At 64.9% G+C, this 21,631-nt stretch carries 16 protein-coding genes; 8 read left to right on the top strand and 8 right to left on the bottom strand.

Annotated elements, in window-relative coordinates; translation table 11 throughout:
- Window positions 1–24: 24 nt before the first annotated feature.
- Window positions 25–981, top strand: a complete 957-nt coding sequence (locus FJ419_RS13765) for an SDR family oxidoreductase (RefSeq protein WP_140693277.1) — start codon at window positions 25–27, stop codon at window positions 979–981.
- A gap of 369 nt (window positions 982–1,350) precedes the next feature.
- On the opposite strand, the gene FJ419_RS13770 is transcribed toward FJ419_RS13765, so the two are convergent.
- The 5 genes from FJ419_RS13770 to FJ419_RS13790 all read right to left on the bottom strand — a co-directional run bounded on the left by FJ419_RS13770 (window position 1,351) and on the right by FJ419_RS13790 (window position 7,811).
- Window positions 1,351–1,509: a DUF3309 family protein gene (locus tag FJ419_RS13770; protein ID WP_140544656.1), complete on the bottom strand. Its 159-nt coding sequence runs from the start codon at window positions 1,507–1,509 to the stop codon at window positions 1,351–1,353.
- A gap of 96 nt (window positions 1,510–1,605) precedes the next feature.
- The gene (locus tag FJ419_RS13775) at window positions 1,606–4,782 is read right to left on the bottom strand and encodes an efflux RND transporter permease subunit (protein ID WP_140693280.1); all 3,177 of its coding nucleotides are present in this window, start codon (window positions 4,780–4,782) and stop codon (window positions 1,606–1,608) included.
- A 74-nt stretch (window positions 4,783–4,856) separates the two neighbouring features.
- On the bottom strand, window positions 4,857–6,023 hold the full coding sequence (locus tag FJ419_RS13780) for an efflux RND transporter periplasmic adaptor subunit (RefSeq protein WP_140693285.1): 1,167 nt from the start codon (window positions 6,021–6,023) through the stop codon (window positions 4,857–4,859).
- Between the two features lie 86 nt (window positions 6,024–6,109).
- Window positions 6,110–6,343, bottom strand: a complete 234-nt coding sequence (locus FJ419_RS13785; RefSeq protein ID WP_140693288.1) for a hypothetical protein — start codon at window positions 6,341–6,343, stop codon at window positions 6,110–6,112.
- Between the two features lie 46 nt (window positions 6,344–6,389).
- Window positions 6,390–7,811, bottom strand: a complete 1,422-nt coding sequence (locus tag FJ419_RS13790) for a coniferyl aldehyde dehydrogenase (RefSeq protein WP_140693291.1) — start codon at window positions 7,809–7,811, stop codon at window positions 6,390–6,392.
- 293 nt (window positions 7,812–8,104) lie between these two features.
- On the opposite strand from FJ419_RS13790, the gene FJ419_RS13795 reads away from it, so the two are divergent.
- Window positions 8,105–8,989: an AraC family transcriptional regulator gene (locus FJ419_RS13795; protein ID WP_140693294.1), complete on the top strand. Its 885-nt coding sequence runs from the start codon at window positions 8,105–8,107 to the stop codon at window positions 8,987–8,989.
- A gap of 95 nt (window positions 8,990–9,084) precedes the next feature.
- Here FJ419_RS13795 and FJ419_RS13800 read toward each other — a convergent pair whose 3' ends face one another.
- Both FJ419_RS13800 and FJ419_RS13805 read right to left on the bottom strand, forming a co-directional pair.
- Window positions 9,085–10,215: a patatin-like phospholipase family protein gene (locus FJ419_RS13800; RefSeq protein ID WP_140693299.1), complete on the bottom strand. Its 1,131-nt coding sequence runs from the start codon at window positions 10,213–10,215 to the stop codon at window positions 9,085–9,087.
- 511 nt (window positions 10,216–10,726) lie between these two features.
- Window positions 10,727–11,812: a citrate synthase/methylcitrate synthase gene (locus FJ419_RS13805; protein ID WP_140693305.1), complete on the bottom strand. Its 1,086-nt coding sequence runs from the start codon at window positions 11,810–11,812 to the stop codon at window positions 10,727–10,729.
- An 89-nt stretch (window positions 11,813–11,901) separates the two neighbouring features.
- Between FJ419_RS13805 and FJ419_RS13810 the strand changes: the two genes are divergently transcribed.
- Window positions 11,902–13,047: a citrate synthase family protein gene (locus tag FJ419_RS13810; protein ID WP_140693308.1), complete on the top strand. Its 1,146-nt coding sequence runs from the start codon at window positions 11,902–11,904 to the stop codon at window positions 13,045–13,047.
- Between the two features lie 256 nt (window positions 13,048–13,303).
- Here the strand turns inward: FJ419_RS13810 and phaR are convergent, their stop codons facing one another.
- Window positions 13,304–13,897: a polyhydroxyalkanoate synthesis repressor PhaR gene (gene phaR / locus FJ419_RS13815; RefSeq protein WP_095767308.1), complete on the bottom strand. Its 594-nt coding sequence runs from the start codon at window positions 13,895–13,897 to the stop codon at window positions 13,304–13,306.
- A gap of 304 nt (window positions 13,898–14,201) precedes the next feature.
- Here phaR and FJ419_RS13820 point away from each other — a divergent pair, with 304 nt between their 5' ends.
- From FJ419_RS13820 to fdxA, 5 genes are all read left to right on the top strand, one after another.
- Window positions 14,202–15,389 carry an acetyl-CoA C-acetyltransferase gene (locus FJ419_RS13820; RefSeq protein ID WP_140693311.1) on the top strand — a complete coding sequence of 396 codons (1,188 nt, stop codon included), beginning with the start codon at window positions 14,202–14,204 and terminating at the stop codon, window positions 15,387–15,389.
- 119 nt (window positions 15,390–15,508) lie between these two features.
- Window positions 15,509–16,231, top strand: coding sequence for a beta-ketoacyl-ACP reductase (locus FJ419_RS13825; protein WP_140693314.1), 723 nt, complete (start codon window positions 15,509–15,511; stop codon window positions 16,229–16,231).
- A gap of 705 nt (window positions 16,232–16,936) precedes the next feature.
- Complete coding sequence (locus FJ419_RS13830) at window positions 16,937–20,341, top strand: helicase-related protein (RefSeq protein ID WP_140693671.1); 3,405 nt, start codon at window positions 16,937–16,939, stop codon at window positions 20,339–20,341.
- Between the two features lie 172 nt (window positions 20,342–20,513).
- Window positions 20,514–20,900 carry an RNA-binding S4 domain-containing protein gene (locus FJ419_RS13835; protein ID WP_140693319.1) on the top strand — a complete coding sequence of 129 codons (387 nt, stop codon included), beginning with the start codon at window positions 20,514–20,516 and terminating at the stop codon, window positions 20,898–20,900.
- Between the two features lie 203 nt (window positions 20,901–21,103).
- The gene (gene fdxA, locus FJ419_RS13840) at window positions 21,104–21,442 is read left to right on the top strand and encodes a ferredoxin FdxA (protein WP_095767304.1); all 339 of its coding nucleotides are present in this window, start codon (window positions 21,104–21,106) and stop codon (window positions 21,440–21,442) included.
- Window positions 21,443–21,631 lie beyond the last annotated feature (189 nt).

The raw sequence follows: 21,631 nt of genomic DNA on the forward strand, positions 1-21,631 counted from the left end.
AACGCAAAACAACGGAGCGAACAAATGACCAAGATCGCAATCCTCGGCGCCAATGGCCGGCTCGGCCGCGTGGTCGGCAAGGCTTTCATCGATGCCGGCTTCGACGTCCGCGCCGTCACCCGCACCGGCAAGGTGCCGGCGGAACTGAAGGGCGCCACGGCGGTTGCCGGCGATGCGCTCGACCGCGACTCCCTGATCCATGCAACGGAAGGCGTCGACATCGTCTTCAACGGCCTGAACCCGATCTACACCGACTGGGGCAAATGCATGCCGATGGCCGAGAACGTTATGGCTGCCTGCCGCGAAAACGGCGCGCTGCACCTCTTCCCGGGCACGGTCTATAATTACGGCTCGCCTATGCCGCAGGTGATCGACGAAACAACGCCGTTCCATCCGACCACCGAGAAGGGCCGCATCCGCTGTGCCATGGAAGCGCTCTTCCGCAGCGAGGCCGACGCCGGCCGCGTGCGCACCATTGTCCTGCGCGCGGGCGATTTCTTCGGCGGCACCGGCTCAGGCTCCTGGTTCGACCTCGTCGTCGCCGCCAAGATGGAGAAAGGCGTCTACACCGCGCCCGGTCCGGCCGACCTCGTGCATGAATGGGCCTATCTGCCGGACTTCGCCGTCGGCTTCGTCGGCCTGGCGAAGAACCTCGACAAAACAGGCTTCTACGAGGCCATCAATTTCCCCGGCCACGCCATCACCGACCTCGACATGAAGGCCGCGGCCGAGAGGGCGCTGGGCCGCAAGCTGAAGCTCTCCTTCATGCCCTGGTGGGTGCTGCGCGCCGGCAGCCCGTTCGTGGCCATGTGGCGCGAGATCGTCTCGATGTCCTATCTGCGCTTCGAAGCGCACCGGCTCGTCTCGACGCGGCTGGAACAGGTCATCGGCGAAGTCCCGCACACCCCGCTCGACCAGGCGGTGAAGGAGGCCATGCAGGACATCGGCATTGCCGTGGAGCCGTCGCGTCTCGCCGCCTGATCGCAGCGTGCCAAAAGCGGCCGATCCGGCAGCCCGGCTGCGAACGACAAAGATCGATCGGCTATGTCTGCGTTGCCAGGTCGTATGCCTTGGAGACTGGCCGAGGCCTCCCAACCTCGTCATCCACGGGCAGAGCAAGGAGCGAAGCGACGCGCGCAGACCCGAGGATCCTGTGACCTCGAGACGTAGCGAGGGTGCAGAATTCTGCTTCGCCGCATTCCACGGCCCAGGTCGCGGAATGGATTCCAGGGTCTCCGCGACGCCGCTTCGAGGCTGCTTCGCCCTGGAATGACGAGGTTGGGCAAGCTTCAGCTAATTCCCAGCGTTTGCGCTGGCTGCGGCCTTCAAATCCCTAGGTCGAGGAACCGGTCAGATCCTGCCCAGCAACAAGAGTATCAACAGCACGACCAGGATGACGCCAACGATCCCCGACGGCCCGTAGCCCCAGGAGCGCGAATGCGGCCAGGCCGGCACCGCGCCGATCAAAATCAGGATCAGGATTATTACGAGAATTGTGCCGATCGTCATGAGAAACCCTCGCCGTCTGGTTGAACTTGAAGGCACAATGCAAAAAGCCGCCCGGTTGTTCCCGGGCGGCTTTTGTCCTTGGGGTTGTGAAACGCTCTATTCCGCGGCTTTCGGAAAGGCGACTTCCGGCTCGGCGCCGGTCTCCTTGGCTGGTTCGTCGGTCGCGATCTCGCCCTTGCCGCGCCGGAACAGGCGGCTGACCCAGTTGCGCCGCTGGCCGGGCTTCACCTTGGCGCGGGTGAACACCATCAGCATCGAGGGCGTCACCACCAGCGTCAGCAGCGTGGCGAAGGACAGGCCGAAGACGATCGCCGAGGACAGCGAAATCCACCATTGCGTCGACGGCGCGTTGATCGTCGTCTCATGATGGAAGATTTCGAGACCGAGGCCGAAGGCGATCGGCAGCACGCCGAGGATGGCCGACACCGCCGTCAGCACCACCGGACGGGCGCGCTCGCGGCAGGTCTGCAGCACCGCGTCCATCTTGTCCCAGCCTTCCTCGCGCAACCGGTCGTAAGTGTCGATGAGCACGATGTTGTTGTTCACCACCACACCGGCCAGCGCGATGACGCCGATGCCCGACATGACTATGCCGAAGGCTTCGCCCGTCAGAAGCAATCCGAGGAACACGCCGATCGTCGCCATAACCACGCAGGACAGGACGAGCCACACGCTGGTGAACTTGTTGAACTGCGCGAGCAACACCAGGAAGATGAGGAAGATCGCCGCGCCAAAGGCCTTGCCGAGGAAGGCGCTGGCTTCCGCGCTGTCTTCGTTGGAGCCGGCGAGCTTCCAGCGAATGCCGCTGCCGAGGTTCATATCGGCAACCGCCTTGGTGACTTCCGCCTGCACGGCCGCCACCTGAGCGCCGGCGCTGACATTGGCCTGGACGACCACGGTGCGCGCGCCGTCGATGCGGTTGAGGATGCCGACGCTGGGCTTTGCCTTGCGGATGACGAAATTAGAGATCGGCACAGCCCCTTGCGAGGTCTGTACCCTCAACTCGTCGAGCGTCGACAGCGTGCGCCGATCCTCCGGCAGGCGCAGCCGGATATCGACTGCCTTATCGGCGCCGGCCGGCCGGTATTCCGACAGCTTGAGACCGTTGGTCACCAGTTGCACCACCGTGCCGACCGAAGTCGGGCTGATGCCGTATTGCGCCGCCTTGGCGCGGTCGACCTCGATCGCCCAATCGACGCCGGGCGGCGGCAGGCCGTCCGAAACGTCGATGACGTTGGGAATCTTGGCGATGCGTGCCGCGACCGCGCGCGCCTTGTCGTCGAGCCCGGCCGGGTCGACGGCCGACAGCCGGATCTGGATCGGCTTGCCGGTCGGCGGGCCGGCCTCCGGCACGCGCACTTCGACATCGACGCCGGGAATGCCGGCCATCACGCCGCGCAGGTCGTCGAGGATCTGGTTGGCCGACTTGCGCTCGCGCCAGTCGACGAACTCGTACTGGATGACGCCGACCACGTCTTCCGGGATGTCCTGGCCGCCGCCTTGCGTCTTGCCGACGCGCGTATAGACCGACTTCACGCCGGGCCAGCCGAGCAGGCGGTTTTCCGCCGTTTTCGTCGCGGCGTCCATTTCCGCCAGCGAAAGATTGCCGCGGGCATGCACATAGAGCAGGCCGTAATCCGGCTCGACGCTAGGGAAGAACTCGACGCCGGCGCCATATTTCGAATAGGCGAAGCCGACGCCGACCAAAAGTCCGACGGTGAGCAGGATCACCGTGATCGGGAAGCGCACCGCCTGCTTGACCACGGCCATGTACCAGCCGTCGCGGTTGCCTTCCTCGTGATGCTGCGGCGCCTTAGCGAAGATCGCGCCCAAAGTCGGCGCGAAGACCAGCGCGTAGAGCATCGAGGCCGACAGTGTCACGATCAGCGTGATCGGCATATATTTCATGAAGTCGCCGATGATGCCGGGCCAGAACAACAGCGGCGAGAAGGCGGCGATGCGCGTCATCGTCGCCGCGATGACCGGGCCGGCCATGCGCTTGGCGGCCAGCGCGAAGGCGTCCGCCTTCGGCATGCCCTCGCTCATGCGCCGTTCCGCGAATTCGGTGACGATGATGGCGTCGTCCACCAGCATGCCGACGGCCAGGATGAGGCTGAACAGCACGATCATGTTGATCGTGTAGCCCATCATGGCAAGCAGCAGGATGCCCATCAGGAACGATGACGGGATGGCAAGCCCGATGAGCAGCGAGGCCCGTCCCGACAGCGCGTAGAGGATGACGATGAACACCAGGATGACGGCGATCATCACATGGTTCTGCAGGTCGCCCAGCAGCTGGTTGACGAAGACCGACTTGTCCTGCGTGTAGGTGACATGCATGCCTTCCGGCATGGTCTTGATAAAGGTGTCGGACACTTCCCTGACGTGGTTCAACATGTCGATCAGGTTGGCGCCTATGCGCTTCTTGACTTCGATGGCGATCGCAGGCTTGCCGTTGAGGCGAGTGACCGTCTCGGCGTCCTTGAAGGTCGAGCGTATGGTGGCGATGTCCTTGGCCTGGACCACGGCGTTCGGCGTGGCGACCACCGGCAGGTTGGCGACATCCTCGGGCGTCTCGATCAGCGACGGCACCTTGACCGCGTATTTACCTTCCGAGCCTTCGAGATTGCCGGCCGCGACCAGGCTGTTGGAGGAAGCGACGCCCTGGATCACCTGGTCGAGCTGCAGCCCGTAGGAGGACAGCTTCACCGGATCGACGACCACCTCGACAAGGTCGTCGCGCGCGCCCTGCAGCGAGCCTTCGAGCACGCCGGGCACCTCCTCGATGCGGTCGCGCAACTCGCGTGCGGCCGACGTCAGCACGCGCTCCGGCACATCGCCGGAAAGCGTGACGACCAGAACCGGGAATTCCGAGACGTTGACCTCGTTGACGGTCGGCTCCTCTGCCGCCTGCGGCAGGTCGGCCTTGGCGTCCTGCACTTTGCTGCGCGTATCTTGCAGCGCCGTCGCCAGATCCGTCTGCGGCTGGAATTCGACCAGCACATAGCCGCCCCCCTGGAAAGCGGCCGAGCGCATCTCCTTGAGCCCCTTGAGGCTCTTGAGCTTGCTTTCCATCGGCCTGAGCAGCAGGCGCTCGGAATCCTCCGGCGAGATGCCCTGGTAGATCAGGCTGACATACATCATCGGAATCGGAACGTCGGGCTCCGCTTCCTTCGGCGTCGACTGATAAGCGATCCAGCCCGCTATGATCAGGAACATCAGCGCCGATATGGTGAGGCGGGCGTTATTGATGGCGAGTCTGACGATATCCATGACTTCGGCCTGTTATTGCTTCGGGGGCTGCGGACTGCCATCGCCGGATTGGTCCGGCGACGGACGCGTCCTGCTTACTGCGTGCCGGCGGTGGCTTCGCCGATCAGCTTGTTGATGGTCGCCTGGTCGGCCTCGACGGGCTTCACCAGGTCGCCCTCCTTCACCAGTTCCTGGCCGGCGACGATGATGCGCGCATCCTGCGGAATGCCGCCCAGCACCAGGCCGTGCGGCGTGTCGTCGACGAGGTCGATCGGGAAGAACGCCACCTTGTCGTCGTTGCCCACGGCGCGAATGCCGAGGTCGCCCTTGTCGCCCAGCGTCACCACCGAACGTGGCAGCATGACCGCATTGGTCGGCTCGGCGCTGAGCGCGATCTCGGCCGTCATGCCGGCGGGGATGGAGCCGTCGGGATTGGGGATCGCCACCTCGACGCGGAAGGTGCGGGTCTGGGCCGAGGCATCGCGGCTGATGTAGCGCACGGTGCCGGTGACCTTCTGGTCGTTGACGAGGCGGACATCGGCCTCGTCGCCGATCTTGACGTAGCGCAGGTCGCGCTCGCTGATCTCGCCGCGGGCGATGGCCGGATCGAGCTTCAGGACCGTCGCCACCTCGCCACCCTGCATCACCGAGCTGCCGAGCTCCACCGGGATGCGGTCGATGACGCCGTCGAACGGCGCCTTGACCTCATTGCGGTCGAGCTCCGCCTGCGCGGTGTCCAGCTGCGATTGCGCCAGCGTCAGGTTGGAGCGGGCGGTGTCGAGCTGCAGCTTCGGCAGATTGCCGGTCTTGGCCAGCCGCTCGGCGGCATCGAGCTCGGCCTTGCGCTGCGTGAGCAATTGCTTGGCATTGTCGACGTTGGAGATCTTCTCCTCGGCCGCGAGCATCAGCACAAGGTCGCCGGTCTTGACGCGGTCGCCCTGCTTGACCGGCAGCTTCTCGATGACACCGGCGACGCGCGTCGCCAGGACGGCGCGCTTGTCGGCCTCGGTCAGGCCGGAGATGCGGATGGCGCGCGCATAGGTCTTGCGCGGCGGCGTCACCACGGCGACCGTGCGCGACGCGGCCTTGGGCTCGGCTTGCGCGGCGTCTGGCTTGGTGGCCTCTGCCTGTGCGGTCTTTCCGGCGTCAACGTGCTTGTCGGCGGCGCTACCGACGGACGAAAACTCACCCGTCCCCATCCAGGCCGCGAATCCGATGAGCACCACAATGGCTGCAAGCTTGTGAAACCTGATTTTCGGCATCGTCATTTTTTCCGTTGCAGGGCCTGGCGAGGTCGGCGCTTCCGACTTCAGGCGCGCGGCCGATATGGGTGTGCGCGGGGCCTAGTTCAATTTGCCGTGATCGGCGAAGCGCAGCTTCTACCTGAAAGTTGCGGCGCAATATAGTCGGAAAAGTTGCGGTAGCATTGCGAAGTGGAACGTTGTTCCTCGACAAATCCAAGCTTTTCTGCCAGACGGCTGCGCTTTTTTCCGGCGCGCCGATAGTTTTCCATGGCTTCCCTAACGTTACTGGCAACAGCCGTCAGGATGATGCGGAAGCTCCTATGTGAAGCGCCGATCATCCGGGTTGACCGCGGTTCCGTCCCCGCCATTCCCGGGCTGAAGCTGTCAAGTGATGAGCTTCAGCAGCCGGAAAAGACGCTCGAATGTCCTGCCATAGGGCGGGCGCAGCAGGCCGCCGGCGCTGAGCTTCGACTGGATGAAGATCGGCTTTTCCTTGCTGAACGTGCGAAAACCCCACTCGCCGTGATAGGCGCCCGTGCCGCTGTCGCCGACGCCGCCGAAGGGTTGCCGCTCCTGCGCCAGATGCATCATGCAGTCATTGACCGTGACGCCGCCGGCCACGGTTTCCCGCATGACCCTGCGGCGATTGGCGCTGTCGCGGCCGAACCAGTAAAGCGCCAGCGGCCGCTCGCCCCGGTTCACATGATCGATGGCCTCGTCCACGCTGCCATATTCGACGATCGGCAGCACCGGTCCGAAAATCTCCTCGCGCATCAGCCGCAGAGTCTCGCCGGCATTGCGCACCAGCACGGGCGCCATCTTGCGGTCGCTGATGCCGAGCTTCTCGTTCGCAGGATTGACCTCGATGATGTCGGCGCCGCTGTCGCGCGCCTCGGCGACCATGTCGCTCAGCCGCCGGTGATGCCGCTCGCTGACGATCGCCGTGTAGTCGCGATTGTCGCCGAGGCGCGGATAGAGCTTTGCGATCGCCGCCGCGAACTTGGCCGCGACCGCCGCGCCCTGGCCTTGCGGGACCATCAGATAGTCGGGCGCGATGCAAGTCTGGCCGGCATTGAGCAATTTGCCATAGGCGACGCTGGCGACCGCCGCGTCGAGATCACAGGAGGGATCGAAGATCGCCGGCGACTTGCCGCCGAGCTCGAGCGTCACCGGCGTCAGATTGGCCGCGGCGGCCAGCGCAACCTGGCGGCCGACGGCGGTCGAGCCCGTGAATAGGAGGTGGTCGAACGGCAAGGACACGAACGCCTTGCCGATCTCGGCGTCGCCGACCATCACGCTGACCTCGTCGGCGGCGAAATATTTTTCGACCAGGCTGGCGAGCAGGTCCGAAAATTTCGGCGTCAGCTCGGAAGGCTTGATCAGCACGCGGTTGCCGGCGGCCAGAGCTTCGGTCGCCGGCGCGATGGCGAGCTGGAAAGGATAGTTCCAGGGCGAGACGATGCCGACGACGCCGAGCGGCTGCGGCAAGAGGCGGTTGCGGCCGGGCAGGAAGGGAAGGCTGGTGGCGACGCGGCGCTCGCGCATCCAGGCGCCGAGATGCGACAGCGCATGCCTGATGCCGGCGCGCACGACGAACAGTTCGGCAAGCCGCGTTTCCTGAGCCGAACGGGCGGAAAAATCGCTGTCGATCGCCGCGCAGATCTCGGCCTCGTGCTTTTCGGTGAGCGCCAGCAGGCGCTTCAGCCGATCCTTGCGCACCTCGATGCCGGGGAAGGGTTCCGTCTCGAAAGCCCGGCACTGCGCCTCGAACCTGACCCCGAGATCGTTCTGTCTGGCCTGCAGCATCGCGACCTCCCCTTTACGTTCAGGTAAGTTACATCGCCCCGACAACCGAATCCAGCATTGCCCCGGTTCCGTTGGGGAATGCTCCAGCAATTGCCCCGATCCAAGCGCCTCAAATGTGCCGTTTGCTCCCGTCATTGACATAGGAACCCCACCGGTCCGCAAACGGCCTTTTCGCCGTTCATGCATGCGTAAACGGTCCTTGGCCACGGCGCGGCTCACGACAAAAACCGCAAGATCGGTCGAGCGCGTCATGTCCGCGCGGCTTAGCTGGTGCTGCCACGGAGAATAAAACGATGAAGGCGGCAGCTCAAAATCACCATGCCCGGATGCGGCGGGTGCTGGATCATATAGACCGGCATCTGGACGACGATCTGGACCTGGACGCGCTGAGCAGCGTCGCGGCCTACTCGAAATATCATTTCCACCGGCAGTTCACGGCGACCTTCGGGCTGTCCGTGCATCGCTACATCCAGCTCGCCCGCATGAAGCGCGCTTCATCCCGGCTGGGCTACGCGGACGCCGAAAGCGTCACGGATATAGCGATGGATGCCGGTTACGACGCACCGGATGCCTTCGCCCGCGCCTTTCGTCAGCGGTGCGGGCAATCGCCTTCGTCGTTCCGGAGATCTCCCGATTGGGGGTCGTGGCTGATGGCCTTCGGGCCGCTCGACAACGCGAGGAGAAAGCTCATGCAGATAATCTTTACGCCGGAAGACGTGGCGATCCGCGACGTACCGGCCACGCCGGTGGCGATCATGGAACATCGCGGGGATCGGGCCACGCTCGGCGACACCATCCAGCGGTTTGTCGCCTGGCGCAAGGCAGCCGGCCTGTCGCCCGAAGCGAGCCCGACCTTCAACGTCTTCCGTTCCGAGAGATGTCCCGCTGTCGCGGCCGACTACAGCATGGACATTTGCGTCGGCACCGACCAACCGATCGACGCTGGCGACAAGCAGATGAAGGCCGGCGTGATTCCCGGCGGACGCTGCGCCGTGCTGCGCTATCCCGGCAACACCAACAATCTGGAGCCGGCAGCACTCTATCTCTATCGCGAATGGCTTCCGGCCAGCGGCGAGGAAGCACGCGATTTTCCGATCTATTGCCAGCGACGACTGTCCCTCCTTCCGGAGCTCTCGGTGCCCGAGATCGTCGTCGAGCTCTTTCTGCCACTGAAATAGCGCCGCCCTCTGACAACGGATTGTCCCCTGCGATCGCAAGGGACGGACCGGCAGCTGTCCACGTGCCTCGGCCTCCTAGGTTCAAGGCCTTGCAATCACGCCCGCCGCCGCGCGGATTCCGGCTTGAGTCGTGCGGCGAGGAATTCCTTGACGCGACGCCCCGGCGCCGGGCCGCGCATCGGCCTGAAGCCGTCGCCGAGCTCGCCCGACAGGTCGAGCGTCGCTTGGCTGCCGACGGCGTCGTAGTTCTCTTCCAGCCAGTCGCTGGCGGCGCTGCGGCCGAGGTCGCGCAGATAGGCGATGAAAGCCCATTCGGCATTGACCTTGGACGACGCGGAGAGGTCTTTGAAAGCCTCGTCGGCATCGATGCGGTGCATGCGGATGTCGCGGTATTCGCCATGCGGCAGGCGTCCGGCCGCGATCAACTCCTTGACGAAGGCGATCGAGCGGAATTCACGCAGGAGCCCGGCGTTGAAGGTGATCTCGTCGATGCGGTTCTGGATCTCGTTGGCGCTCTTCGGCGTGCCTTCGCGCACCACCGGATTGATCTGCACGAGAAGCACGTCCTCGGTCGCCGCCGTCTTGAAGAACGGATAGAGCGCCGGATTGCCGCCATAGCCGCCGTCCCAGTAGGGCACGCCCTTGATCTCGACGGCGCGGAACAATTGCGGCAGGCAGGCCGAGGCCATCACCGTGTCGAGGTCGATCTCGCCGTCGGAGAAGACGCGCAGCTGTCCGGTCTCGACATTGGTCGCCGAGATGAACAGCTCCATCGACTTGCAGGCGCGCACATTGTCGAAGTCGATCTCCTTCGCCACCACATCGCGCAGCGGGTTGAGGCCGAGCGGATTGGCGACATAGGGCGAGAACACCCGCGACATCGTGTCGAAGAAGACATAGCCGGGCGTGTTCTCGATCGACCAATTGCCCCAGACCACGTCCCACGGCATGCGCTGCACCGGGCTGAAACGGCCCTTCGAGGCCACCGCCCGCCAAAAATCCTCGAGCTTCTTGCGCGCGCCTTCCACGCCGCCCCGGACAAAACCGTCGGCCAGCGCCACCGCGTTCATGGCGCCGGCGCTGGTGCCGGACACCGCCGCGATCTCCAGCCGCCCGTCCTCCAGCAGCCGGTCGAGCACGCCCCAGGAAAAGGCGCCATGCGAGCCGCCGCCCTGGAGCGCGATGTTGATCTTCTTCTTTTCCTCCGCCTTGCCGTTCTTCGCCATGGCGTTCCTTGTCTCGATGCGCCGGCCTACCGCAGCGTTGTTTGCACGGAGACGGCGCAGTCAGCCTATGTTGCAGCGCAGCATATAAGGGCGAACCAAGGCAAGAACACGAACACACAAGCGTGATCGGTTGAAATTTCGGCCACGAGTGAGTTCTTTCCTCGCCCCCGGGACGTGGCTACGGCCACGGCATGCGTGACTGGCGTGACCGATCAGACCGAGGCTTGATTGCCACGTGGTTCCCCCAATCCATCGCTGCGTCGCAGCGCCACCTTTCCCCTCCGGAGGAAGGGGGCGTTACTGGACGAGCGTTGACGGCAAAAAGCTTGGCGCCTTTCCTCTACCCCGTCGATCGGGGGAGAGGTGGCTCGGCGAAGCCGAGACGGAGTGGGGGTCGACCAGCGCTACATTGGACAACGCATGCGCCAAGCTGCAATGCACGCTATCGCCAAAGACCAGCCGCTTGGAAATGGGTGCATGCCCTAACCGAGGTGGGGCGAGGAACTACCTCTTAGGCAACCAGGTCGGGCACCGGCCCGACATAGCGCGACTGCGGACGGATCAGCCGTCCGGTCGCCTGCTGCTCGCGCGCGTGCGCAATCCAGCCGGCAACGCGGCCGGCGGCGAACACGTTGGAGAAGGCCTCCTTCGGGAAGCCGACCGCTTCCAGGAGGAGCGCGGTGTAGAATTCGACATTGGTCTGGATCGAGCGCTGCGGCTTGGCGATACTGAGCACCTCGAGCGCCGCCTGCTCCACCGCTTCGGCGAAGGCCAGGCGGCTACCGGTTTCGCTGCGCGAACCGAGCTGCCGCACGACAGTCTTCAGCGCGTCGGCGCGCGGGTCGCGCACGCGATAGATGCGATGGCCGAAGCCCATGATGCGCTGGCCATTGGCGATCTCGTTGCGCAGCCATGCCGTGGCGTCGCCGCTGGCCTCGATGGCGTCCAGCATCTCGATCACCGGCCCCGGCGCGCCGCCATGCAGCGGGCCTTTCAGCGCACCGAGCCCGGCCAGGATCGCCGAGGTCAGTCCGGCCTGGGTCGAGGCCACCACGCGGGTCGCGAAAGTCGAGGCGTTGAGCCCGTGGTCGCAGACCGTCACCAGATAGCTGTCGAGCGGCTTGGCGAGCGCCGGCGAGGCGGCGCCGGAGAGCATGCGCAGCATGTCGCCGGCATGATCGGCTTTTTCGTCGGGAGCGACCGGCGTCTCGCCCCGGCCAAGGCGCAGCAAGGCCGGCGTCAGCACCGCAGGCGCCGCGATCAGTCGCAGCGCATCGGCAAGCCGGTCGCCGTCCGGCAGGATGGCCATGCCGGCGCGCATGCTGCTGTAGATGTCGAGCGGCGCCAGATGGGCAAGCATTGGCTGCACGCGGTCAAATACTTCAACCCGCGCCTTGCCGATCGCCTTCTCCAGTTCGGCATCGCTCGGAAGATCGTCGAAGAAGCCGTCGAACAGCAGCCGCACCACCTGCGCGTAGCGCCGGCGGCCGGCCAGTTCCATCAGCGAATGGCCGCGGATGGTGAGGTGCCCGCCCGCACCATCGACATCGGAAAGCACCGTGTCGGCCGCCACAACATCATCGAGCCCATTTGCCATGATCGCCTCCTTGACCTTTGGTGCACGACAATTAATGCTGCGCAATCAATGCATCAATCTTGATCAAGATAATCAACGTAAGGCGGCAAATGACGGAGTGGCTGACGCGGGATGAGGCTCTGGAGCGGCTCAACGTCCGTCCGCAGACGCTTTATGCCTATGTCAGCCGCGGCCGCATCGGCATGAAGCCGGACGAAGCAGACCCGCGCCGCAGCCGGTACCGCGCCGACGACATCGCCGCGCTCGCCACGCGCCGCGACCGCGGAAGGAGTCCGCAGGCAATCGCCGAAAGCGCCATCGCCTGGGGCGAGGCGGCGATTCCCACTTCGATCTCGACGGTGCTGCATGGCCGCCTTGTCTATCGCGGCAGGGACGCGGTGGAGCTTTCGGCGACGGCGACGCTCGAGGAGACCGCCGAACTGCTATGGGCTTCTGTCCGTCCGGTATCGTTCGCCTCGCTGACCCCTTCGGCCGCCCGGCAAAGCGGCACGCCCACCGCCTTCGCCAGGCTTTCGGCGCTCGCTGCCGGAGGCTGGTCCTCGCTCGGACGCAGGCCGGCGATGCTGCAGCAGGACGGCGCCGCCGCGACCAGCGCGCTGGCAACCGCGCTCGGCGCGTCGCCGGGCTCCGAACCCGTGCATATCAGGCTGGCGCAGGGCTGGTCGGTGGAAGCCACCGGCGCCGATCTCATCCGCAAGGCGCTGGTGCTTTTGGCCGACCACGAGCTCAACGCCTCGACCTTCGCCGCCCGCGTCGCGGCCTCCACCGGCGCGCCGGTCGCCGCCTGCCTGCTCGCAGGCCTTGCGACGCTGACCGGCCCGCGCCACGGCGGCGCCGGCGCGGCGGCGATCACCCTTGTCGAGGATGCCGAGCGGCTGGGTCCGGACGAGGCGATTGCCCGCTGGCTCGCTCACGACCGGCCGCTGCCAAGCTTTGGCCACCCGCTCTACCCGGAAGGCGATCCGCGCGCGCAAGCACTGCTGCCCGAGCTGGAGATCGATGACGGGATCGTGGATCTTCGCGACGCCGTGCTCGCCGCGACCGGGCTGCATCCGAACATCGATTTTGCGCTGGCCGCGATGACCTGCAGCCTCACCCTGCCGGCCGATGCGCCGTTCCGCCTGTTCGCGCTCGGCCGCAGCGTCGGCTGGACGGCGCATGCCATCGAGCAGGCGGCCAGCAACAGGCCGATCAGGCCCCGCGCCCGTTATGATGGGCCTATTAGCGTGGGTTGATGACCTTGCAGATTGGCCGGAACGCGTTTGAGGTCGTCATTCTAGGGCGGAGCAAGGAGCGAAGCGAAGCGCGCAGACCCTAGAATCCATTCCGTGACGCTAAGGCGTTGCAACCTTTACAGAATTCTGCACCGCTGCGCCCGACGGCGTCGGTCACGGAATGGATCCTCGGGTCAAGCCCGAGGATGACGACGGGATGATGGGCCTTTGCGCCAATCTCCAACGTTCGCGACCGCCGCCAGACGGCGGCACACCCTCAGGACATCGTGTCCAGCTTGCGCTGCATGGCCGCAATCTGCGCCTTCAATTCCTGCAGATCGTCGCCCTTCTCTTCCTTCTTCGCGGGCTCGGCGGCCGGCGCTGAATTGCCGCCGGCGGGCGGGAACGGCGTGAACATGCGCATGGCGTTCTGGAACATCTCGACATTGCGTCGCGTCTGTTCCTCAAGCGCCTTGATCGGCGTCTTCATCATGTCGATCGGCGTTTTCCCGAAGGTGCCCTTGAGCTGCTCGCGAAACCGCTCCTGCTCCTTGGAGAAGGCGATCATCGATTGTTCGAGGAAGCTCGGCACGATCATCTGCATCTGATCGCCGTAGAAGGAGATGAGTTGGCGCAGGAACGGGATCGGCAGCATGTTCTGCCCATCCTTGTTCTCCAGCTCGAAGATGATCTGCGTCAGCACCGGATGCGTGATGTCGTCGCCGGTCTTTGCGTCCTGGACCGTGAACTCCTCGCCCTTCTTGACCATCTCGGCCAAGTCCTCGAGCGTCACATAGGTGCTTGTGCCGGTATTGTAGAGCCGGCGATTGGCATACTTCTTGATGACGATCGGGTCGTCTTTTGCGGCCATCCGTATCCTCCCCAGGACACCGGCACCTCTAGGAGTAAGCGGCCGGTAACGATTGCGCCCTTTATCGAGGATACGCGCAAAAGCCTCACAATTCCAAGCGGTTTGTGCACTGCGGCATCAATTAATGCTGCAGGGCATGACAAAATTCGCCGCGCGGTCAACGTCATGTTGCCGCAACCGGCGCGCGCTCTGCTTGCCGCGCATGGCGGCCATGCCCATTTCCGGTTTGACTCGGCTGCCTGAACCGGCAAGAAAGTCTTCAAGGATAGCTTAAAACACGACACCTCGAAGTCTGGAGAAGAAAATGTCCGCTTCCAATTCCATCGTCGTCGCCAGCGCCGCTCGCACCGCGGTCGGATCCTTCAACGGCAGTTTCGCCGCCACGCCGGCGCATGAGCTCGGCGCCGCCGTCATCAGGGAATTGCTGGCGCGCGCGAACGTCGAGGCGGCGGAAATCGACGAGGTCATCCTCGGCCAGGTGCTGACCGCAGCGCAGGGACAGAACCCGGCTCGCCAGGCCTCGATCAATGCCGGCCTGCCGAAGGAGACCACGGCCTGGGGCCTCAATCAGGTTTGCGGTTCGGGCCTGCGCGCCATCGCGCTCGGCATGCAGCAGATCGCCACCGGCGACGCCAAGGTGATCATCGCCGGAGGCCAGGAATCGATGTCGATGTCGCCGCATGCCGAGCACCTGCGCGCCGGCGTCAAGATGGGCGACTACAAGATGATCGACACCATGATCAAGGACGGCCTGTGGGATGCCTTCAATGGCTACCATATGGGTAACACCGCCGAGAACGTCGCCCGTCAGTTCCAGATCACCCGCGAAACCCAGGACGAGTTCGCGCTCGCCTCGCAGAACAAGGCGGAGGCTGCGCAGAAAGCCGGCCGGTTCAAGGACGAGATCGTCGCCTTCACCATCAAGGGCAAGAAGGGCGACACAACAGTCGATCAGGACGAGTACATCCGACACGGCGCGACGCTCGACGCCATGACCAAGCTGAAGCCTGCTTTCGACAAGGACGGCACGGTCACCGCCGCCAACGCGTCGGGCATCAATGACGGCGCCGCCGGCGCGCTGCTGATGACCGAGGCCGAGGCCGCGCGGCGCGGCATCACCCCGCTGGTGCGCATCGCCTCCTGGGCGACCGCCGGCGTCGATCCGGCAATCATGGGCACGGGGCCTATTCCCGCTTCGAAGCGGGCGCTGGAGAAAGCCGGCTGGTCGGTCAAGGACCTCGACCTGGTCGAGGCCAACGAGGCGTTCGCCGCGCAGGCCTGCGCCGTCAACAAGGGCATGGGCTGGGATCCCTCGATCGTCAACGTCAACGGCGGCGCCATCGCCATCGGCCACCCGATCGGCGCTTCGGGCGCCCGCGTCTTCAACACACTGGTCCACGAGATGCGTCGCCGCGGCGCCAAGAAGGGCCTTGCCACGCTGTGCATCGGCGGTGGCATGGGCGTCGCCATGTGCGTGGAAGCGCTGAACTGAGCGAATAGCGAATAGGGAGTAGCGAATAGGGAAAACGGCGTCGGCGCAGCAGGCTTCAATCCCCTACTCGCTATTCGCTACTCCCTACTCGCTCCTCCGATCAACAGGGAGGAGCACACATGAGCAAAGTAGCAATCGTCACGGGCGGAACGCGCGGCATTGGTGCTGCGATATCGGTCGCCTTGAAGACCGCCGGCTATTCGGTCGCGGCCAACTATTCCGGCAATGACGAGGCGGCCCAGAAATTCAAGGCCGAGACAGGTATCCCCGTCTACAAATGGTCCGTCGCCGACTACGAGGCCTGCGCCGCCGGCATCGCCCAGGTTGAGGCCGATCTCGGCCCGGTCTCAGTGCTGGTCAACAATGCCGGCATCACCCGCGATGCCATGTTCCACAAGATCACGCCCACGCAGTGGAAGGAAGTGATCGACACGAACCTGTCCGGCGTCTTCAACATGACGCATCCTTTGTGGAGCGGCATGCGCGACCGCAAGTTCGGTCGCATCATCACCATTTCCTCGATCAACGGCCAGAAAGGCCAGATGGGCCAGGTCAACTATTCGGCCTCGAAAGCCGGCGATATCGGCTTCACCAAGGCGCTGGCTCAAGAGGGTGCTCGCGCGGGCATCACCGTCAATGTCGTCTGCCCCGGCTACATCGCTACCGACATGGTCATGGCCGTGCCGGAAAAAGTACGGGAGTCGATCATCGCTCAGATCCCGGTCGGCCGCCTCGGCGAGCCGGAAGAGATCGCGCGCTGCGTCGCCTTCCTGGCTTCCGATGAGGCCGGCTTCATCACCGGCTCGACCATCACCGCCAATGGCGGCCAGTATTTCGCCTGATCGCCTGACACCATTTGTCGCCAGGCGGCTCCGGCACCGGAGCCGCTTTTTTGTCCCGCCGGCAGGCCGGCGCGACACCTTGCCTCAATTCGGCACGCAAAAGTTAACGGCCGCAGCCACGTTCTGTGCATAACCCCTGCGACAAGCTGTGAATTCTCGGTGGGCAAGCTGTGGATAACACCATATCTGGGGGTGAACAAACCGGGAAAACCGCCGGATCGCTGATTCGTCGCCGATTCGTTCTGGCTTTGGCCGGAAAGTTAATGCGAGACGGCGCAAACGCCACTGAACTCGTTAAAAGCGATTAAGAAAAGCCAACAATTTCATAACCTTGAAGTCTGCCCTCAGGTCGAGCGTGACCATTGCCCGGCAAAGGTTAACGACGACCCGGGTCCGGCCGAGGCCAAGCAGGAATCGGGCCAGTTCAGCGATTCAGCATGTGGTGAGACTCACCGTCAAAAAATCCACATATAGCCGTGAACAAAACCTGAATCAGAACGAGTCACCGATTCGTCGCTGATTCGTTCCAGACTCGTTCCAGCTGTTAACAAGCAGCCGATTTTGGCTGCCCCCTCCGGCATAGCCAGTTCGCGAGGGAACATTCCGCTTTCGCTTCACGCCCGAAGTCCCTATGTGTCGCCTGTCACACGCGGCGGCAGCGCCGTGCTTCAGACTACGAGCGGCAGAAACCTTATTTCCGAGCCGATGAACATCCAGCCGAAACACTCCCAGCCGCTGATCCTTTCGGGCCGCGACGTGACGGCCGTGCTAGGCCCGACCAACACCGGCAAGACCCATCTCGCCATCGAGCGCATGGTCGCGCATGAGACCGGTGTCATCGGCCTGCCGCTGAGGCTGCTTGCCCGCGAGGTCTATGCCCGCGTCTGCGAGAAGGTCGGCGCCCACAAGGTGGCGCTGATCACCGGCGAGGAGAAGATCGTGCCCGCCGGCGCAAGATATTCGGTTTGCACCGTCGAGGCGATGCCGCGCGAGACCGACGCCGCCTTCGTCGCCATCGACGAGGTGCAGCTCGCCGGCGATCTCGAGCGCGGCCATATCTTCACCGATCGCATCCTGCATCTGCGCGGCCGCCAGGAGACGCTGCTCCTGGGCGCGGCCACCATGCATGGCATCCTGCAGCGGCTGTTGAAGGGCGTCTCGGTGGTGACGCGGCCGCGGCTGTCGCACCTTGCCTATGCCGGCTCGAAGAAGCTTACCCGGTTGCCGCGGCGCACGGCGATCGTCGCCTTCTCGGCCGACGAGGTCTATGCGATCGCCGAGCTGATCCGCCGTCAGCAGGGGGGTGCTGCCGTCGTGCTCGGCGCTCTTTCCCCGCGCACCCGAAACGCTCAGGTGGAGATCTTCCAGTCCGGCGATGTCGACTATCTCGTCGCCACCGACGCCATCGGCATGGGCCTGAACCTTGACCTCGATCACGTCGCCTTCGCTCAGAACCGTAAGTTCGACGGCTATCAATACCGCAACCTGACCGCCGCCGAGCTTGGCCAGATCGCCGGCCGCGCCGGGCGGCACCTGCGCGACGGAACGTTCGGCGTCACCGGCCAGGTCGACCCGTTCGACGAGGAACTGGTCGCCAAGATCGAGGGACACGATTTCGATCCGGTGAAGGTGCTGCAGTGGCGCACCGCCGATTTCGACTTTTCCAGCCTCGATGCGCTGAAGCGCTCGATCGAGGCCAATGCGCCTGTCGAAGGGCTGACCCGCGCTTTGCCGGCGGTGGATGCGCAGGCCCTGGAGCAGCTGTCGCGCGACGGCGACATCCGCGCTTTGGCCACCGGCAAGGAGCGCGTGGCGCTGCTTTGGGAAGCCTGCGCGCTCCCAGACTATCGCAAGATCGCGCCGGCACAGCACGCCGATCTTATCGCCTCGATCTATATGGACCTTGCGCGTCACGGCCATGTCGATGAGAATTACATGGCCGAGCAGGTGCGGCGCGCCGACACGACCGAAGGCGATATCGACACGCTGTCGCACCGGATCGCGCAGATCCGCACTTGGACTTTCGTCTCCAACCGCCCCGGCTGGCTGGCCGATCAGCTACACTGGCAGGAAAAGACGCGCGAAATCGAAGACAGATTGTCGGATGCGCTGCATGAGCGGTTGACGAAACGCTTCGTAGACCGCAGGACTTCCGTCCTCATGCGGCGCCTTAGAGAAAATACCATGCCTGAAGCCGAAATCAGCCCGTCCGGAACCGTCCTCGTCGAAGGCCATCACGTCGGCGAGTTGCAAGGGTTCCGCTTCACCGCCGACCAGAGCGCCGGCGGCGAGGACGCCAAGGCGGTGCGCACCGCCGCCCAGAAGGCGCTCGCGGCCGAGTTCGAGGCGCGCGCCGAGCGTTTTGCCGCCTGCGCCAATGGCGACCTGGCTTTGGGCTCGGACGGCGTCCTGCGCTGGATCGGCGCGCCGATCGGCACGCTGGTCGCCGCCGACGAGGCGCTGAAGCCGCGCCTGGTCCTGCTTGCCGACGAGCAGCTGACCGGCCCCGCCCGCGACAAGGTCGCGGCGCGCGCCGACCGTTTCGTCAATTTCCAGATCGAAACGCTTTTGAAGCCGCTGGTCGACCTGAAGAATGCCGACCAGCTCGCCGGCATCGCGCGCGGCATCGCCTTCCAGCTGGTCGAGCATTTCGGCCTGATCAATCGCCGCGACATCGCGGAGGAGATGAAGTCGCTCGACCAGGAAGGCCGCGCAGCGCTTCGCCGCCTCGGCGTCCGCTTCGGCGCCTATCATGTCTTCGTGCCGGCGCTGATCAAGCCGGCGCCCGCTGGCCTGGTGACGTTGCTGTGGGCGCTGAAGAACGACGGCAAGGACAAGCCCGGCTTCGGCGATGTGGTGCATGCGCTGGCCTCCGGCCGCACCTCCGTGGTCGTCGACCCGGCCTTTGACAAGACCTTCTACAAGCTCGCCGGCTACCGCAATCTCGGCCGCCGCGCCGTGCGCGTCGATATCCTCGAGCGGCTTGCCGACCTCATCCGCCCGGCGACCAACTGGAAGCCCGGCCTCGGCCAGCGGCCGGACGGCGCTTATGACGGCCACGCCTTCATGGTGACGCCGCCGATGATGTCGATCCTCGGCGCCACGGCCGACGACATGGAGGAGATCCTGAAAGGTCTCGGCTATCGCTCGGAGGCCAAGCCGGCGGCCGAGGTTAAGGCGAAGCTCGACGCGCTGGACGACGCCGCCCGCGAAGCGGCCGCGGCCAAGCTCGCCGCGGATAATGCCGCGCGCGCCGCGCGGGAGGCAGAGGCGCAAGCTGCGGCGACTGATACGGTCGCGGAGGCAACGGTCGAGGGGTCGGAGCCGGCTGCCGCCGAAGCTCCGGCCGAAGCCGTCGCGGAAGCGGCCGCGGAACCTGCCACGGCAGAGCCGGCAGAAGCTCCGGCCGAGGTTACGGAAGAGACCGCAGCGGCGGACATTGCGGCACCGCCCGCGTCGGCCGAAAGCGCCGACGTCCTTACCTCGCCCTCGATGGGAGAGGTCACGGCGCCAAGCGACGCCGGTGACGGTGATAACGCCGGCGATACGGAGAGCATCAGTACCGCTGGCGCTCCCCCCGCCGCGGCGCTACGCGCCGAGCCTCCCTACCAGGCGGAGGATAGTGCCGGCGGCGAGGCGCCAGCCGAGGCCGAGGAACCAAAACCTGTGCTCCTGTGGCGCCAGGCGCGTTTCGACCATCAGCGTCCGCGCCATCGCCACGACAACCGTCGCGACAATCGCCCGCGCGGCGCCCAGCCCGCAGGCGAGGCAGGCGCCGCAAGCGGTCAGCCCGGCGATCGGCCGGCCCAGGAAGGCCGCCGCGAGCAGCGCGAAGGCGCCGGCAAGCCGCGCTTCGACCGCTCGAAGTTCAAGCCGAGGCCCGAGACGGGCGACCGGCGTGAGGGTGCTGAACGGCGCGAAGGCAAGCCGCAAGGCGAACGCCGCGAGGGCCGGCCGGACTGGAAGGGCGGCAGGCAGGACGGCAAGGGCAACGCCCCGGGCGGCAAGCCAGCCTTCCAGGGCAAGGCGCGCGAGGAACGCCCGCAGCGCTTCGATCCGGATTCGCCCTTCGCCAAGCTCGCCGCCTTGCGCGACCAGCTGAAGAAATAGGCTAGAGCATGATCCCGAACCGAAGGACCGCGTTAGCGAAAAGTGGGAACCGGTTTTCGGGCGAGATCATGCTCCATCAAAGAGACAGCATGATCCCGAACCGAAGGACCGCGCCAGCGAAAAGTGGGAACCGGTTTTCGGATAAGATCATGCTCCAACAAATCTAGCCGCGATGGTTGGAGAAGGCCGCCAGCGCATCGACAAATGGCTGTTCTTCTCGCGCGCGGTGAAGTCGCGGTCCTTGGCGGCGAAGGTCGTCGTCGCCGGACGCGTGCGCATCAATCGCGACAAAGCAGCGCAGGCGTCGGATCTGGTCAAGCCCGGCGACGTGCTCACCATCACGCTCGAGCGCCGTATCCTCATCTGGAAGGTGCTGAGCTGTGGCGCCAGGCGCGGCCCGGCCGACGAGGCGCGGCTGCTTTACGAGGACATGTCGCCGGCGCCGGCGCCCAAAGGCGAGGCGGTTCCGGACGCCATTCCGGCGCTGCGCGAGGCCGGCAGCGGCCGCCCGACCAAACGCGAGCGGCGGCAGACGGACCGGCTGCTCGGCGACGACTGAGATATAGCCGGGCCGCGGCGAGGCTGCAGCAATTCCAGGAAAACTGCGCGACGGTTGGGCTGGACGACTTCGCCGAAGCTTTCCGGCTGGAATTCCATTCCCGCGACACCGGCTCCGCCTGCAATCCCTGCCCTTGCATGCGGCGGGCAAAGGCGTTACCTCAGCCGAAAAGCCCAGCAAAATGGGACGTTCCGGAGCCTGCAATGACCTATGTCGTGACCGACAATTGCATCAAATGCAAATATATGGACTGCATCGAGGTCTGTCCGGTCGACTGTTTCTACGAGGGCGAGAACATGCTCGTCATCCATCCTGACGAGTGCATCGACTGCGGCGTCTGCGAGCCCGAATGCCCGGCCGACGCGATCAAGCCGGACACCGAGGGCGGCCTCGACAAATGGTTGCAGATCAATTCCGAATACGCCGAGAAGTGGCCCAACATCACCGCCAAGAAGGAGCCGCCGGCGGACGCCAAGACCTTCGACGGCGAGACCGGCAAGTTCGAGAAATATTTCTCGGCGGAGCCCGGCGAAGGCGATTGATATAGCGACCGGGAACACCGGCATGACGCGGCGTAACCGGACCGATACAATTGCCGTCTTGACGGGCAGCGCTGCCGCTTGGCGTTAGCGAATGCAGCAAAACCTTGATTCTTCCGACTTTTTGTGTTACATCAACGAAACATGCCGGTGACACAACGTCGATTTATGGCGCTAACGCCCCAAATCACT

It is taken from the genome of Mesorhizobium sp. B2-6-2 (assembly GCF_006440615.1).
Lineage (GTDB): Bacteria > Pseudomonadota > Alphaproteobacteria > Rhizobiales > Rhizobiaceae > Mesorhizobium.